Annotated in this window: 12 protein-coding genes; 1 reads left to right on the top strand and 11 read right to left on the bottom strand. The window is 37.4% G+C overall.

Going from position 1 to position 17241, the window contains the following annotated elements:
* Position 1 precedes the first annotated feature (1 nt).
* From RK02_RS12235 to nifJ, 5 genes are all read right to left on the bottom strand, one after another.
* Positions 2–244: a biotin/lipoyl-containing protein gene (locus RK02_RS12235; protein ID WP_016182968.1), complete on the bottom strand. Its 243-nt coding sequence runs from the start codon at positions 242–244 to the stop codon at positions 2–4.
* 611 nt (positions 245–855) lie between these two features.
* On the bottom strand, positions 856–2217 hold the full coding sequence (gene glmM / locus RK02_RS03980; protein ID WP_016182969.1) for a phosphoglucosamine mutase: 1362 nt from the start codon (positions 2215–2217) through the stop codon (positions 856–858).
* Positions 2218–2239: 22 nt separating this feature from the next.
* Positions 2240–3385, bottom strand: a complete 1146-nt coding sequence (locus RK02_RS03985; protein WP_016182970.1) for a CdaR family protein — start codon at positions 3383–3385, stop codon at positions 2240–2242.
* Complete coding sequence (gene cdaA / locus RK02_RS03990) at positions 3386–4279, bottom strand: diadenylate cyclase CdaA (protein WP_016182971.1); 894 nt, start codon at positions 4277–4279, stop codon at positions 3386–3388.
* 139 nt (positions 4280–4418) lie between these two features.
* The gene (nifJ, locus tag RK02_RS03995) at positions 4419–8111 is read right to left on the bottom strand and encodes a pyruvate:ferredoxin (flavodoxin) oxidoreductase (protein ID WP_016182972.1); all 3693 of its coding nucleotides are present in this window, start codon (positions 8109–8111) and stop codon (positions 4419–4421) included.
* Positions 8112–8359: 248 nt separating this feature from the next.
* Here nifJ and RK02_RS04000 point away from each other — a divergent pair, with 248 nt between their 5' ends.
* Positions 8360–8881, top strand: coding sequence for a DsbA family protein (locus tag RK02_RS04000; RefSeq protein ID WP_016182973.1), 522 nt, complete (start codon positions 8360–8362; stop codon positions 8879–8881).
* 338 nt (positions 8882–9219) lie between these two features.
* On the opposite strand, the gene whiA is transcribed toward RK02_RS04000, so the two are convergent.
* From whiA to uvrA, 6 genes are all read right to left on the bottom strand, one after another.
* Positions 9220–10152, bottom strand: coding sequence for a DNA-binding protein WhiA (gene whiA / locus RK02_RS04005; protein WP_016182974.1), 933 nt, complete (start codon positions 10150–10152; stop codon positions 9220–9222).
* 1 nt (position 10153) lies between these two features.
* Positions 10154–11164 (bottom strand): gluconeogenesis factor YvcK family protein, encoded by a 1011-nt coding sequence (locus tag RK02_RS04010; protein ID WP_016182975.1) that lies wholly within the window; start codon positions 11162–11164, stop codon positions 10154–10156.
* On the bottom strand, positions 11161–12048 hold the full coding sequence (gene rapZ / locus RK02_RS04015) for an RNase adapter RapZ (RefSeq protein ID WP_016182976.1): 888 nt from the start codon (positions 12046–12048) through the stop codon (positions 11161–11163). The genes RK02_RS04010 and rapZ overlap by 4 nt, the downstream gene beginning before the upstream one ends.
* Positions 12049–12262: 214 nt before the next feature.
* On the bottom strand, positions 12263–12988 hold the full coding sequence (locus tag RK02_RS04020) for an amino acid racemase (RefSeq protein ID WP_016182977.1): 726 nt from the start codon (positions 12986–12988) through the stop codon (positions 12263–12265).
* On the bottom strand, positions 12988–14244 hold the full coding sequence (locus RK02_RS04025) for a carboxylate--amine ligase (protein WP_016182978.1): 1257 nt from the start codon (positions 14242–14244) through the stop codon (positions 12988–12990). The genes RK02_RS04020 and RK02_RS04025 overlap by 1 nt, the downstream gene beginning before the upstream one ends.
* A gap of 161 nt (positions 14245–14405) precedes the next feature.
* Entirely contained in the window at positions 14406–17225 is a 2820-nt protein-coding gene (uvrA, locus tag RK02_RS04030) for an excinuclease ABC subunit UvrA (RefSeq protein WP_016182979.1), read from the bottom strand.
* Positions 17226–17241: the final 16 nt, after the last annotated feature.

Here is a 17241-nt window from a genome sequence, read left to right on the forward strand (position 1 = left end):
TTTATCCCTCCACTTCCATCACCGCTAAAACATCATCAACAAACACTTCATCACCTATTGATACTTTAACGTCTACTACCTGTCCAGCAAATAAAGCTTCAACCTCATGAACTGCTTTTTCTGTTTCGACTTCGTAGAGAATTTCACCTATTGCTACCTTACTGCCCACAGGTTTTAACCATTCCGTAATTACGCCTTGATCAGTTTTCGTGCTCAATTTAGGAAATAATACTTCACGCTTCATTACATAACACCTCATTTTATATCAACTATTATTGTATTCGCTTTCCATCTTACACCTAGTCTCGCTACAATTCAAGTCATTTCACATATTTCGTGTTATTTTTGTTGTATCACTCTTCAATCAGAATGCTTTGTTTTACAGATGTAATTAGCATTTTCAATTAGATTATTTGTTTTTTTGTGATTTTTTTATTTGTTTTGATGATCGAAGAATGAATATTTAGCAAAATCAGCTATATGTATTTTTTCACAAAAAGCTATCCTTGTCATTGTATTCTCAATTAGCAGCAAGTTACTTAGTTCTCCACCCAAATTTGCCTCTCCACTATGGTAATCTTTCTATTCTTTCTGATTTTCATAGTGGAGAGTATCACTCAAATTTTCTCGGGGCTGTTCAATTCACTTTACATCCTTATAATCTGTGTTCAGTAGCTAGACACTTCGGCGTATAAGCCAGAATATTAGGAAAGTTTTAACACCCTTTTCGAACTTTTCTAATATTCTGGAAACTTATCCGCTCGTGTCTAATCAAGCTACTTTACAACCTTAAAATAAAACAGACTCAGAGATGCCAATTAAACGGCACTTTTGAGTCTGTTCATCATTTAATCTTTATTCACTTAGTAAGCCTACTTTTTGTTTGACAACTTGAGCAATCTTATCTACATAATTATTGACTAATTCATCAGTTGGGGCTTCTGCCATGATGCGTAATAGTGGCTCAGTTCCAGAAGGACGAACCAAGACGCGACCTGTATCACCCATTTCATGCTCAACTTCCGCAATAACTGCCAATACATCCGGATGAGTCATCGCCAAGTTTTTATCCACTACTCGTAAATTAACCAGTTTTTGTGGATAGATGGCAACTTCACTAGCAAGTTCAGATAATTTTTTACCTGTTTCTTTCATAATGTGGAGTAATTGAATTCCTGAAAGCATCCCATCACCAGTCGTATTGAAATCCAAGAAAATCATATGACCAGATTGTTCTCCACCAAAATTGTAACCATTTTTCTTCATTTCTTCAACTACGTAACGGTCACCCACTTGTGTGATTACATCACTTAAACCAATTGCTTCGATTGCCTTTCTAAAACCTAGATTGCTCATAACAGTGGTTACAACCGTATTTTGTTTTAGACGACGTTTTTCAGCTAAATATTTTGCACAAATATACATAATTTTATCGCCATCAACAATATTTCCTAACTCATCCACTGCAATCACACGGTCTCCATCACCATCAAAGGCCAAACCAACATCTGCTTGTTTTTCAACTACAAATGCTGCAAGTTTTTCAGGATGCGTTGAACCAACCCCTGCATTAATGTTTAAGCCATCTGGTGAAGTTCCCATAGTATAAAAATCAGTTTCTAAATCAGCAAATAGACGGTTCACAATTGGAGCAGCCGCACCATTAGCAGCATCTAAACAAACCGTCATTCCCGATAAATCATTTGGAATTGTTTCAGTTAAGAAAGCTGCATATTTGATTAGCCCTTCTGGAAACTCTTCAACTGTACCTAAGCCTTCTGCTGATGGGCGAGGCAAGGTATCCTCTTTTGCATCCAATAATGCTTCAATTTCTAATTCTTGGGCATCTTCCAATTTAAAACCATCATTACCAAAAAATTTAATTCCATTATCTTCGGCTGGATTATGTGAAGCTGAAATCATTACACCAGCACTGGCTTGTTGAATACGTGTTAGATAAGCTACGCCTGGTGTAGTTATAACACCTAGCTGAAATACTTCAATCCCCACAGACAGTAAACCAGCAATTAAGGCACTTTCTAATAGTTGACCAGAGATACGCGTATCCCGTCCAACTAAGACTCGAGGTCGACGTTTGCCTTCTTCATGTTGACTTAGGACATACCCTCCACAGCGACCTAATTTAAAGGCTAACTCCGGTGTTAATTCAATATTTGCCGTTCCTCTCACACCGTCTGTACCAAAATATTTTCCCATGATTTAATTCTCCCTTAACTCATTAACTTTTTGCTTTATCTGTATTGACTTCTTCTTTTGATGGAGTAGATTCTACTGTTGATTCAGTTGTTTCTGTTTTCTCCTCGCTCTTTGAAGAACTCTCACTTGTTGATGAACTATTCTCTGCCACCTGATTATTATTATTTTGCTTAGATGGTGTAATCGTTGTTGTCGCTTGATTTGACTGAGTTGTTGATGCTTTTAATGTCGGTGTGATAGTTACCGTCACATTTTTTTGATCAGTTTCATAACGACTAGCGATTGGTATATTATATACCTTTGAAACCTTTTCTGCAATCCCTGTGATATCTACTGATAACTCAATTTCATTTAGCTTAGCCAATTCATTTGGGTAACCAGTAAGACTTACCTGTGCAGGCTCCACACTAAAGCTATAACTACTTACTGTATCTGGTATAGTACCAGTTTGTTTAATTTTAACTGGTACAAGCTTGGTTTGGGGCTTCAATTTAACATGGACCTCAACTTTAGGCTGCGAAAAGGTTACATCAAGCTGTTCACCTTTTTTGTTAATCGCAAATAATTTAACCGATTTAGTCATATTTTCTTCAATTGGAGTAGTGCTTGTAACAATTGCTCGCACCGCACTAATTTCTTTCATCGTTTCTTCACCGGTAGTTACCACTATTCGCTCAGGTGTCGTCGTTACACTCTCAATTTCAACACCTGATTTGAGGCTATTCTCGGCAACTGCTGCTTCAACGTTGAAAGTTTTAGATTGCTTATTCTCAATTGTAAGCAACATTTTCTTTGGTGTCAATTTAGCTTTTACACCACTTTTCAAATTCTCAACTTCCAAACTAACTTCATGCGTTCCAGGTTTTAATTTTTTTAAATGTGCAACCACACGGAAGGTACGCGTATCTTCATTGCTTTCAGCCAAGAGCTGCACCCGGTTCACACTGGTTAATTTAACGCTAACAGTTGGTTCATAGCCTTGAATATAATATTTTTCATCATCATAATCAAATACGATTGGTACCGATTTAATCGTCTCGGAATAGGAATAATTTGACTTTTGTAAATTATTCTGAATAGTTGGGTTATTAGCATTATAGAATAAAACAATCGTAAGCAAAAAAGCAAAGAAAGCTGTTATCAACTTACCTTTTTGGATAAAATTCATTTACTTCGCTCCTTTCCGACGTTTTTTGGAATCATCTTTTGAAAAGAGACTAAACAAATTCCTTTTTTTCTTCATTTGGTTATCATAGGATAATTCACTAGATAAGATTTCTAAATATTCTTCTTTACTTAAATCAGTAATTAATTGATTATTTAAGGTAATACTCACTCCACCAGTTTCTTCAGAGACAACAATGGTCACAGCATCACTTACTTCAGATACCCCCACAGCAGCTCGATGACGTGTCCCATATTCTTTAGGAATCAAGACGCTATCTGATAAAGGTAAATACGCACAAGCAACTGCTACTTTACCCTCACGAATAATGACCGCTCCATCGTGTAAAGGGGTATTGGGAATAAAGATATTGGTGAGCAGTTCACCTGAAATGTCTGCATCTAAAGGAATCCCCGTTTCGATATATTCTTCCAAGCCTGTATTACGTTCAATGGTGATTAAAGCACCGATTTTACGTTTTGACATATATTGAACTGCCTTATCTAAAGACTGGATCATTTGCTTTTCTTCACGCTCTTGAACATTTTGTGGCGTAAAAAATTTCGTACGTCCTAAATGCTCCAAACCTCTTCGGATTTCCGGCTGAAAAATAACAACTGCTGCAATCGCTCCATAAGTGATGACTTGATCCATCAACCACGAAAGCGTGTGTAACCCCAAAAACTCAGCAACAAAGCGAATCAATATAAAAACCAAGACACCCTTTAACAGCTGAATCGCCTTTGTGCCTTTGACTAATTGCAATAATTTATATAATAAAAACCAAACAACTATAATATCTAAAATGTTTATCAAAAATCCATACGATAAGATATTTTCAGAAAAAAGTTGCTTCCAATAATCTAATTGGAAAAAATTACCGTTTTGAAAAAACATAAAACAACCTTCTTTCAATCAATACTACCATTTTAGTATAGCATACTCCCTTTATTTCTTGCAGTATATTAAGCATTTTTAAAAAATTTTTTGCATAAAACAACAAAATAAGGCAGATTACTCCGCCTTATTTTGTCAATTATTCTTTTTCCTTTTCCATTCGTTTAGCTTGTCGTTGTGCGCGACGTGCTAAGCGACGAGCTTCTCTTTCCGGATCAACGACTCTTTCTCGTGTTTTTCTAGGTTTTGCTTCTTCGGCTGAATTACTTTCATTTGATTTGGCTTCTGTGCTTGGTTCTAATTTTTGACGAATTTTTTCCTCTAAACCAGCCATTCTTGCATAATTGTAAAAGCGTCGTTTGGCATCATTGACCGTTTTTTCAAATAATTCATTGGCATATTCAGGATGTTCACGTTCTAACGAAGCAAAACGGACTTGCGTACGCATAAAATCAGGCATCGTTGCAAAATCAGGTTTCTTATAATCCAAAGTCATTGGGGTTTTCCCTTGCGCTTTTAATGCTGGATTATAGCGATATAATGACCAATAACCTGAGCTGACTGCGTCTTTCGCTTCTTGAATCGATTGACGCATCCCACCGGCTAAGCCGTGTACGATACATGGGGTGTAGGCAATGATCACTGACGGTCCAGGAAATTTCTCGGCTTCTTCAAAGGCCTTCATCGTTTGAATTGCATTGGCACCAGACGCAATTTGGGCAACATAGACATTTCCGTAAGTCATCGCCATCATCCCTAAATCTTTTTTCGCAGCATTCTTGCCACTCGCAGCAAATTTAACAATGGCTGAAGCAGGTGTTGCTTTCGAGATTTGACCACCTGTATTAGAATAAACTTCATTATCTAAGATCAACATATTTACATCTGCACCGGTAGCAATTACATGGTCAATGCCTCCAAAGCCGATGTCATAAGCCCAACCATCGCCACCAATCATCCATTGACTTGGCTTCACAAACAAATCATCTTCTTTAAGAATCTCTGCCAAGGCAGGTACTTGCGCGACCTCAGCTTGCATGGCCGCCTTTAATTTTTTCGCTCTTTGTTGGGTTCCTTCGCTAACACTTAAATGGGCTTGCCAGTCTTTAATCAATGCCTGTAATTCAGCAGAAACGCTTGGCAAGACTTCATTCATTTTATTCGCCAAGGCTTCACGGCGAGTTTGGTTAGCAATCATCATCCCATAACCAAATTCAGCGTTATCTTCTAATAATGAATTGGACCAGGCCGGACCTTGCCCTTCATCATTTGTAGTATATGGCGTAACCGGTGCTGCAGCTCCCCAAATGGACGAACAACCAGTCGCATTAGCGATCATCATCCGATCCCCAAACATTTGCGTCAGTAGCTTCACATATGGTGTTTCACCACATCCAGAACACGCACCAGAAAATTCTAATAAAGGTTTATTGAATTGGCTGTGCATGATGCTACCTGGACGCGTTGGATTTTCTTTTTGTTTTAAGGTCATTGAAAAGGCCCAATTAATGGCTTCTTCTTTCATTTCCTCATAAGGACGCATTTTGAGCGCCTTACCTTTTGCTGGGCAAGCCTCAACACATAAACCACAACCCGTACAATCTTCAACGGATACTTGAATTCGATATTTCAAACCATCCGCGCCACGCATATCGCGAACAATATAACCTTCTGGTGCTTCTTGCATTTCTTCTTCATCAGCTAAGAATGGGCGAATCGCCGCATGCGGACAAACAAAAGCACATTCATTACACATGGTACAACGATCACTAATCCACTCTGGAACCTCTAGAGCTATTCCACGTTTTTCAACAGCGGTGGTTCCTAAAGGCATCTCACCAGCAACCATATTGTTATTAACAAAAGCACTAACTGGAATTTGATCTCCTTTTTGTGCATTCACTGGTTCAACAATTTCTTCTACAAATTTTGAAGCTCGACTCAACCGTTTTTGTGTTGGATCTAAATCGGCCCATTCTTTAGGGACCTCCACCTTACGTAAATATGCTAAGGTTTGATCCATCGCTTGCTGATTTAACTGGACAATTTTTTCTGATTTATGGCCATAAGCTTTGCGTACCTGTTCTTTTAATAAGGACAAAGCTTCTTCAAACGGCATCACATCTGTTAATTTAAAGAAGGCCGTTTGCATAATGGTGTTGATCCGATTGCGCAAGCCAATTTCTTGGGCTAGACCAACTGCATTAATCGTGTAAAATTGAATGTCATTTTCTGCAAGATATTTTTTCAAATGTTTTGGTAAGAAGCGTTGAATTTGCTCATCATTCCAGGTGGTATTTAATAAAAAGGTTCCACCTTTTTTCAACCCTTGCACTAATTCATATTTATGAACGTAGGCCGGTGTGTGACAAGCAATAAAATCAGCGTTTTCTACCAAATAGGTTGAACGAATGGGTTCATCCCCAAACCGTAAATGCGAAACGGTTAAGCCACCTGATTTTTTCGAATCATAGTAAAAATATCCTTGAACAAACTTATCAGTATTGTCTCCAATAATTTTAATCGAGGATTTATTCGCGCCTACTGTTCCGTCTGAACCAAAGCCCCAGAATTTTGCTTGGAAAGTACCAGGTTGAGTTAAATCTAAAACCTCACCTAGCTCTAAAGATAAATGCGTAACATCATCAGTAATACCGATTGTAAAGCGTCGTTTTTGTTCTTTTCTCGGCTTTTGTAATTCATTAAAGACAGCTAACATTTGCGCAGGTGTCACATCTTTTGAACCTAAACCATAACGTCCACCAATGACACTAGGGCGAATTTCAGCATCATATAAAGCTGACTGTACATCTAAAAATAATGGTTCACCACCAGCACCGGGTTCTTTTGTGCGATCTAAAACCGCAATCGATTGAACCGTCTGTGGCAACTTCTCTAAGAATACTTCATTTGGAAATGGTCGGTACAAATGAATATTGATAAAACCAACTTTACGCCCTTGAGCATTGAGATAGTCAACAGTTTGTTCAATCGCTTGTGCTGCCGAGCCCATCACGACGATGACTTCCGTTGCATCAGGCGCACCATAATAATTAACCAAATCATAATTGGTTCCACGAATTTCATTAATTTCCTGCATATAATGCTGGATTATAGCGGGTACTTGATCATAATATGTATTAATCGTTTCTCTTTGTTGGAAATGAATATCTGGATTTTGATTCATCCCACTTACCGTTGGATGGTTCGGATTCATTGCACGTTTACGAAAAGCATTCAGTTCCGTCCAAGGAATCAACTTTTCTAAATCAGCATAATCAATGACTTCAATTTTTTGTAATTCATGACTCGTTCTAAAACCATCAAAAAAGTTTAAAATCGGTAAGCTAGCTTTTAAACTAGTTAAGTGAGCAACTGCAGCTAAATCCATTACTTCCTGGACACTGCTTTCAGCCAACATCACAAAGCCGGTTTGACGTGTCGCCATTACGTCTGTTTGATCACCAAAAATATTTAACGCATTGGTAGTCACTGCTCGACTGGCAACATGAAACACCGTCGGCAAAAGCTCACCGGCAATTTTATACATATTAGGAATCATCAATAATAAGCCCTGAGAAGCAGTGTAAGTGGTAGTCAAGGCCCCCGTTTTTAAGGAACCATGCACTGCACCCGCAGCACCAGCCTCGGATTGCATCTCAATAACTTTTACGCGTTCACCAAATAAATTCTTGCGACCAGTAGCCGACCATTGATCAACTAACTCAGCCATTGGTGAACTAGGCGTAATCGGATAAATCGCCGCCACTTCTGAAAAGGCATAGGAAATATAGGCCGCAGCTGTATTTCCATCCATTGTTTTTTTCTTCATTAATCTATTGCACCTCAGTGATTGTTCAAATTTTTGACATGGGGGATTTGCGTCAAAAAAATTGACTGTCCAATACTTCATTATAAATAAAATAAAGGAAATAGGTAAGGCTTTTTACTTATTTTTTTAGGAGAAGTCAACTTTTTTTAATTATCAACTCTAATCATAGCGAATAAATGCTAATTTGCCAAACAAATGATTTTGCAATCTAACTCAAATCAGCTAAACTAACAATTGAGGTGATAAAAATGGATATTTCAGTAATTAAACCAGAACATACCAATGAAAATACTGGACTAACAATTGGTAAGCAGACTGCAAATAAAGTCAGTCTTGAATTTATGAATTTACGTTGCCCTTATTGTAAAAAATGGTTCTTCGATTCAAAAGAGACGTTAAATCGTGCCGTCGCTGAAGGTAAATTACGTCGAGTGATTAAGCTATTTGACAAAGAAAAACCAAGCTTACAACGTGGCAATGTGATGCATCAATATGTGGATACAACTAATGAAGCAACCATTTTACAAAGCATCGAAACGATTTATCAGCATCAAGATGAATGGGGCAACCTATCCCTTGAAGAAGTGGCTACTTATGCTGAAGAAGTGTTACATTTAAAACGCAATACGAGCCATGCTGCTGTAAAAGAAGCAATTGTTAACGAAGCCAATCAAGCCAATATTGTCTTTGTGCCAACGATTATCTTAGGAAATCACATTTTCGATGAAAACATCACAGAAGATGAATTAACCCAATACATCAATGAATAATTTTGATCGGGACTGACCCAAAAGTCGTCAAATAGAAAATTTAAAAATTATTCCTTAATATTTTCAACAAAAGATGAAAATCCGAATGTTCAACTTAATTTTTTTTATAAAATTATTGTTGAACATTCGGATGTTTTTATTATTCAGTTTTTATATTGGACATTTGGCTCAGCTTCAAGTCGATGCACATCCTTGTAATCTGTGTTCAGTAGCTAGACACTTCGGCGGATAAGCCAGAATGGTAGGAAAGTCTTCACACTATTTTGAACTTTCCTGCCATTCTGGAAAACTTATCCGCTCGTGTCTAAGCAAGCTACTTCACATCCTTGTAGTCTGGTTTAGGCTTCTTTGCGTAATTTTTCAGCAAAGTCATTAATTTTACGGATTCGGTGATTAATTCCTGATTTTGAAATCACACCAGAAGGCACCATTTCCCCTAATTCTTTTAGGCTAACCTCAGGATGCTGCAAGCGTAATTCTGCAATCTCTTGTAATTTTTCAGGCAAAGCTTTAATACCAACCTTTTCTTTAATAAATTGGATATTTTCGATTTGCTTAGAAGCTGCATCAATCGTTTTATTCAAATTAGCCGTCTCGCAGTTAACCAAACGATTGACTGAGTTACGCATATCGCGAACAATCCGAACATCTTCAAATTTTAACATCGAATTGGTCGCACCAATCAATACCAAAAAGTCAGCAATTTTTTCGGCACCTTTGAGATAGGTAATATAACCATTGCGACGTTCTAAGGTACGCGCATTTAAATCAAAATAATTTAACATATTACAAATATCTTGATTATGCTCTTCATAGATTGAAAAGATTTCTAAATGGTAGCGACTCGTTTCAGGATTATTAATCGAACCTGAAGCCATAAAAGCCCCGCGCAAATATGAACGCATTTTCTGGCTGTTACCCATCAATTCATCAGAAACATGGGTATCAAACATTAGCCCATCCATTATCCCTAAATCGTTGAGTACGGTTTGTGTTTCATGCTTTAAACGAACGATGTATACATTATTTTTCTTCAGCTTCATCTTTCGGCGAACTAATAATTCACTGCGAACGTCATAGTGATCCTTTAATAGGCTATAAATTCGGCGAGCAATGGCGGCATTTTCAGTTTGAACGTTTAACACAAACTGTTGATTAGCAATACTCAATGAACCATTCATCCGAATTAGGGCTGCTAATTCAGCCTTAGCGTGCTCACGATGAACTTCTAAAGCAGTTAATTCTTTTTTTACTTCAGCCGCAAACGACATTTCATCGCTCCCTTTCTAATGATTTTGGACCATAAACAATGCGCAATAATTCATCGACTACTTTATCTCCATCATGGAAAACGCCCCCATCACGTAAGGCCAAAAAGTCATTGGAAACAACTCGACAGCCTTGTTCACGTAAGCCATTAAAATCATGGGTAACTTGAACAAGATACTCATCATATTTTTCATAATCCATATAGTCTTCAGGCACCTTTTCAATATTGACTAAAATCGTGTCAACAAAATTGGTCTTAAGATGACGATGTAAAACTTTAATATGTTGCGCATCGGTAAAATGCTCGGTCTCCCCTTTTTGGGTCATGATATTACAAATATAGACAATTTCAGCCTTCGTTTGTAAAATTGCCTGGGTTATCTCTGGAATCAACAAATTAGGTAAAATACTAGTATAGAGGCTACCCGGTCCTAAAACAATCATATCTGCTTCTAAAATTGCGCGCACAACATTGCGACTAGCTTTCGGTGCTTGTTCTTCTTGATGACTGTGCACACTAATTTCTTTAATGGTCTTACGTTCTAAAGCAATTTTTGATTCACCTACTGCTTGCGTACCGTCATCAAAAGTCGCATGCAAAACTAACGGTTCTTCTGATGAAGGATAGACATTTCCTTCTACGTGCATCATTTTATTTAGGATGCGGATCGCTTCATAAGTACTACCGCGCATTTCCGCAATCGCTGCAATAATTAGATTTCCTAGTGCATGATTGGCTAAAAATTTATCTTCTTTATTAAAACGATATTGAAAAATATCTGAATATAATTTTGGCATATCAGATAAAGAGACTAAAACATTACGTAAATCACCTGGTGGTACCATGTGCTTGACCGAATCCCGCAACACACCACTACTACCTCCATCATCAGCGACTGTTACAATAGCGGTAATGTCCACTCCTTGATTGCGTAAACTCTTTAAAATGACTGGTAATCCAGTGCCTCCACCCATGACAACAATTTTGGGTTTTCTAATTCGATAAGTTTTCATGAACGATTCACCGTCTCCTTACGCTTATCTTTATCACGGTGCGTAATGTTCACAGGATAATTGGCTTCTTTAATAAATTTACCAATCCGTTCGGTCAATGCAACTGAACGGTGTTGTCCACCCGTACAGCCAATACCAATCGTCAAGCTACTTTTGCCTTCTTTGACATAGCCTGGTAAAATTTGTAATAATAACTGACTAAAGGATTGGAAAAATTGCTCTGTTTCAGCAAAATTCATTACATAATCATAAACTTCCTTATCACAACCAGTTAACGGGCGTAATTCAGGAACATAATGAGGATTAGGTAGGAAACGTACATCCATAACAATATCCGCATCGATAGGCAAACCATATTTAAATCCAAACGAAACCATCTCTACTCTAAAGCCTGTATCGTGACTATTTCTGAATTCTTGATTAATTTTTTCACGTAACTGTCTTGGGGTAAGCGTTGTGGTATCGATGACTAGCGTTGCCTTCACCTTTAAATCTTCCAAAATCGCGCGCTCTTTACGAATTCCTTCTGTTACTAAACCATCCATCGCCATTGGATGAACACGTCTTGTTTCTTTATAACGTGAAACCAATTCAACATCGGAAGCATCTAAAAACAAAATTTGTGTATCGATTAAATGCGTATTTTCAATCTCAACTAACATACTTTGAATTTCTTCAAAAAATGATCTTGAACGTAAATCTACCACTAACGCAATTTTTGTTACTTTACCGGATTCCTTGATTAATTCCCAAAATTTAGGGATTAGGCTAGGAGGCATATTATCTACGCAAAAATAACCCATATCTTCAAAACTTTGGATGGCGACTGTTTTTCCTGCACCACTCATCCCTGTAATAATTACCAAGCTTAATTGATCAGCCATATTTATCTCCTCCATTCTACTTAATAAACTGTTATTCGCTTTATTATATCATTCCGGGCGTATCATTGCGAATATTTTATTGTTTTTTTTTATGTTATGAATCCATAAAATTATTCACTTAGTAAAAACTAAGAATAGGCATGTTTTAATGACTTAGCCTAGGCATTAAGCAGACAAAAAGAAAAATCGAAGCAAAGCCACGATTTTTCACGATTTATTCATTTTCAGTAAGTGCGTGCTTACGTAATTCGAGCGCCTTTTCAATTGTTCGATCAACAAGTATCGACTGGGCATCGATAATGGTGTAGTCATGCTCTTTGGTAATGTACTCAGCCACTAAGGATAGTTCCGTACAACCTAAAATAACTGCACTACAGCCTTTTTGATAACAATCATCAATGATTTCAAAAAATAAGTCTAAATTGATATAATCTCGTTCTTTGACATCATGATAGATTAAATGATTGATTTTTTGTTGAATGGCCTCTTCTGGAATATAGTAAGCCACATTTTGTTTTTCCAATTCAGCAGCATAAACGCCAGCTTTTACACTACCTTCAGTACCTAGAAAGGCTACCGTACCTTGAATATTTTGGCGTTTAATTTCATTAACAGCCTCTTTAGGCATATGCATAATTGGAATCTTCGTAGCCGCTTGTAATTCATCAAAAAAATAATGGGCGGTATTACAGGTTAAAACGATAAAAGCAGGCTGCAATAGATTTTGTTGCGCTAAATCCTCAACTAAGTAAGTAACCGGACTTTCATTTGATTCCCCGAGAATATACGCTGTCCGATCAGGGACGCTTGCATGATTGAAAAGTACGTAATTCAAATAATCCTGGTCCTTAGTCGTTGGTGTACGCTTATTCAACAAACGAACAAAGCTCTCTGTTGCCATTGTTCCCATACCACCTAGAATGCTAAAAAAATTGCGCATTATAGACCTTCTTTCGTTTGGAAATATTTTTGGTAATCCTCTTCATATTTTTTATAGACATATCTCATCAAAAGATGGTGTCTTATAGAACGGTCCTTCTTATAAAATAAGGTTGAACCATATTTACCTTGCTTTAATAAGGCCAACGCCTCATCTTTAGCCGGTGATGCTTTTGTATATTTTTTAAAAATAGAAACTGGTACATTTAACCATAATTTCGCATGTTCACCTTTAGCTTTACCATAGACCGTTTGAGTGAATGGTTGATTAAAAATTAAATCTTCGGTAATAAATTTCGCTAAATTTAGACCATTTAGAGTAACAAAGAAGCTACTTCTTCCTTGACGAAGATTGATTTCAAATAATTTATAAATACCATCACGTGGGTCGTACTTCATATCAAAGTTAGCAAATCCAACGTAATTAATTCGTTTTAAAAATTGAGCGACATCGTGATATATCTGTTCATTTTCATCCGGTAAAATAACTGTATAGTTACCTACTGAACCAGGTGCTGGATCTTCCAGTAAAGGATGGCCTAAACACATCATACGGACATTATGGTTATGGTCAACATAGACATTTAACACGCGCATATTACTATCATCACCAGGGATAAAATCTTGAACAATCATTTCACTAGTATAGCCAGCCTGATAAATGCGGGCAACAATTGTTTCAAATTCCTGGCGATTATCAATGATAAAAGCTTTTTTACGACCTTCAAAATCAATTGATAGCCATTCTACACTATTGGCCGGTTTGAGGGCAACCGGAAATGCGAACGGTAATTCTTGTTTAAATTGACCATCTTCCAAATGATTTTTATTTAAAATAAACGTCTTAGGATAAGGAAGGCCATATTGTTCACAGGTTTCATAAAATGTTACCTTATTAATTAGCACCTTAAACAAATCATAGTCATTGGCAATAAAAGTATAATAAGGCGCTAATTTTTCTTTATTTTGTGAAAGTAATTCAGCATAGCCATCCCCACAAGGAATCAATAAATATTTTTTATCTGTATGATTAAATTCCGTTTTCGCTAATTCAATTAATTTTTCAGAAAATACCGGATCTTTGTCAAATCCTTCATGCAAACGCACATCCACTATTTTCGTAAAGCGAGTAGGTGCCAATTGATGGCTACCAATAGCAATTGGTTTCATTTGGTAGGCTTCATTAAAAGCTCTAGCCATCCCATATACATTCATATCAGTTCCTAATAAAATCGGAACAAACTTATCTTCTTGCATGTTTCACACTCTCTTCATCAATTGCTTTTGAAAATAAAATTTTCAAAACATTTACAACGACCATCATACCATAAAGAAAAGGTCAATCATAGAGACTTTTCTTTGATTCACCAATTCTTTTATAAAAATATAACAATTGAATTATTTTTTTCATTGAATACTTATTTTAGTATTTTAGCAAGATATTGCCCCGTATAGCTTTCCTTCACTTGGGCTACCTCCTCAGGTGTACCAGTAGCTAGAATTGTTCCCCCACCAGCACCACCTTCTGGACCTAAATCAATTAAATAATCTGCGCATTTAATGACATCTAAATTATGCTCAATGACTAAAACAGTATTGCCTTTATCCACTAAACGCTGTAATACTTGAAGTAATCTAGCAATATCTTCTGCATGCAAACCAGTTGTTGGCTCATCTAAAATATAAAAAGTCTTACCGTTTGAGCTACGATGTAATTCGCTAGCTAATTTCATTCGTTGGGCTTCTCCACCAGAAAGCGTGGTAGCTGGCTGGCCAAGTGTGACATAACCTAGACCAACATCAACAATCGTTTGTAATTTTCGTTTAATTTTTGGAATATGCTTGAAGAATTCTAAGGCATCTTCTACGGTCATCTCTAAGATTTCAGCGATGTTTTTACCTTTATAATGAACCTCCAGCGTTTCTGAATTATAGCGTTTGCCATGACAGACCTCACAGGGTACGTAAACATCTGGTAAAAAGTGCATCTCTATTTTGATGATGCCATCTCCTTTACAAGCTTCACAGCGGCCACCTTTGACATTAAAACTAAAACGCCCTTTTTTATAGCCATGCACTTTGGCTTCATTTGTTTGAGCAAATAAATCACGAATATCATCAAAAACACTTGTATAAGTCGCTGGATTACTGCGTGGTGTACGACCAATTGGACTTTGGTCGATATCAATGATTTTTTCTAAGGATTCGTAACCAGTAATTTTCTGATGCTTACCTGGTTTACTATGCGCACGACTTAGCTTTTGGGCCAATGCTTTTTTTAGTATTTCATTGACTAAAGTTGATTTACCTGAGCCGGATACACCAGTCACCGCAATAAATGATCCTAATGGAAAATCAACGGTAATATTTTTTAGATTATTTTCACTAGCCTTATGCACGGTTAAGAGTTGACCATTTCCTTCTCTTCGTTGTTTGGGTAGGGCAATTTTTCGTTTGCCAGATAAATACTGCCCCGTTAGTGAATGCTCATTATTGGCGACTTCTGCTGGTGTCCCAAAAGCGACAACCTCTCCACCATGCTGACCTGCACCTGGACCAATATCAATTAAATAATCCGCCGCTCGCATCGTATCTTCATCGTGTTCAACGACAATCAAGGTATTGCCTAGATCGCGCATTTTGCGTAGGGAATCTAAGAGTCGGTCATTGTCTCTTTGATGCAGACCAATCGACGGCTCATCTAAAATATAAAGGACTCCAGATAAGTTTGAGCCAATTTGAGTAGCCAGACGAATCCGTTGTGCCTCCCCACCAGATAAGGTACCCGCCGCTCGACTTAAGGTTAGATAGGCTAAGCCAACATTTTGTAAAAAGGTCAAACGATCCTTGATTTCTTTTAAAATTGGCTGAGCAATGATGGTTGCTTGCTCACTTAAAGTAAGGTTGGTTAAAAAGCTAAGTGCGTCTTGAATGGACAATTCACTCAATTCACCAAGATGCATTCCGCCAACCTTGACCGCTAAAGCCTGTTCATTTAAACGGAAGCCATGACAATGCTGACAGGTTAACTCTGTCATATATTGGCGCATTTGTTCTCTAGTAAAATCGCTATTTGTTTCATGATAACGTCGATGAATATTCGGTAGCACACCTTCAAAAGGTACCTCGACATCTCTGATCCCACCAAAATCATTTTCATAATGAAAATGGAATAATTCACCATCAGAACCATGTAAAATAATCGCTTGTTGCTCTTTAGGTAGCTCTTCAAATGGCGTATCAAAATCAATCCCAAAGCTTAGACAAGCTTGTTCGAGCATTTGCGGATAATACTGCGAGCTAATTGGATTCCAAGGAACAATTGCTCCTTGTCGCAAGGTCAAAGAACGATCAGGAATAACTAAATCCTCATCGACCGCTAATTTCATTCCTAACCCATCACATTCTGGACAAGCACCAAATGGCGCATTAAATGAAAACAAGCGTGGCTCTAATTCACCAACAGTAAAGCCACAATAGGGACAGGCATAATGCTCACTAAATAGCATCTCTTCTTGCCCAATTACATCCACAACAGCATAACCTTCAGCAAGTCGTAAGGCTGCTTCAAATGAATCAAATAAACGTGAACGAATCCCATCTTTCACAACGATTCGGTCAATCACAATAGCAATATCATGCTTTTTATTTTTTTCTAATTCAGGGACTTCAGTAATATCATAGATTTCACCATCAACTCTTACTCGGACATACCCTTCCTTTTGAATATGCTCAAATACTTTTTTGTGTTGGCCTTTTTTCTGATGAATAACCGGAGCTAAAATTTGAATTTTACTTCTTTCAGGTAAAGCTAATACTTGATCAACCATCTGTTCAACTGATTGACTAGTTATTTCAACATGATCATTTGGACAAATAGGCGTGCCGCATCTAGCATAAAGTAAACGTAGATAATCATTAATCTCCGTTACCGTCCCCACTGTCGAACGTGGATTTTTACTGGTTGTTTTTTGGTCAATAGAAATAGCCGGCGAAAGGCCATCAATACTATCGACATCAGGTTTATCCATTTGCCCTAAAAATTGACGCGCATATGCACTAAGGCTTTCGACATATCTTCTTTGGCCTTCTGCATATAAGGTATCAAAAGCAAGTGAGCTCTTTCCTGAACCAGATAAACCAGTCACCACCACTAGTTTATCTCGTGGAATAGTTACATCAATATTTTTTAAATTATGTGCACGTGCACCGTGAATGACAATTTGATCATTGGCCATTTCTTTCACTTCCTCA

The organism is Enterococcus columbae DSM 7374 = ATCC 51263, assembly GCF_000406925.1.
GTDB lineage: Bacteria > Bacillota > Bacilli > Lactobacillales > Enterococcaceae > Enterococcus_E > Enterococcus_E columbae.

Excerpts from the sequence above, each read along its gene's own strand:
- RK02_RS12235 (WP_016182968.1), bottom strand. The coding sequence starts at position 244 with ATGAAGCGTGAAGTATTATTTCCTAAATTGAGCACGAAAACTGATCAA.
- glmM (WP_016182969.1), bottom strand. The coding sequence starts at position 2,217 with ATGGGAAAATATTTTGGTACAGACGGTGTGAGAGGAACGGCAAATATT.
- RK02_RS03985 (WP_016182970.1), bottom strand. The coding sequence starts at position 3,385 with ATGAATTTTATCCAAAAAGGTAAGTTGATAACAGCTTTCTTTGCTTTT.
- cdaA (WP_016182971.1), bottom strand. The coding sequence starts at position 4,279 with ATGTTTTTTCAAAACGGTAATTTTTTCCAATTAGATTATTGGAAGCAA.
- nifJ (WP_016182972.1), bottom strand. The coding sequence starts at position 8,111 with ATGAAGAAAAAAACAATGGATGGAAATACAGCTGCGGCCTATATTTCC.
- RK02_RS04000 (WP_016182973.1), top strand. The coding sequence starts at position 8,360 with ATGGATATTTCAGTAATTAAACCAGAACATACCAATGAAAATACTGGA.
- whiA (WP_016182974.1), bottom strand. The coding sequence starts at position 10,152 with ATGTCGTTTGCGGCTGAAGTAAAAAAAGAATTAACTGCTTTAGAAGTT.
- RK02_RS04010 (WP_016182975.1), bottom strand. The coding sequence starts at position 11,164 with ATGAAAACTTATCGAATTAGAAAACCCAAAATTGTTGTCATGGGTGGA.
- rapZ (WP_016182976.1), bottom strand. The coding sequence starts at position 12,048 with ATGGCTGATCAATTAAGCTTGGTAATTATTACAGGGATGAGTGGTGCA.
- RK02_RS04020 (WP_016182977.1), bottom strand. The coding sequence starts at position 12,988 with ATGCGCAATTTTTTTAGCATTCTAGGTGGTATGGGAACAATGGCAACA.
- RK02_RS04025 (WP_016182978.1), bottom strand. The coding sequence starts at position 14,244 with ATGCAAGAAGATAAGTTTGTTCCGATTTTATTAGGAACTGATATGAAT.
- uvrA (WP_016182979.1), bottom strand. The coding sequence starts at position 17,225 with ATGGCCAATGATCAAATTGTCATTCACGGTGCACGTGCACATAATTTA.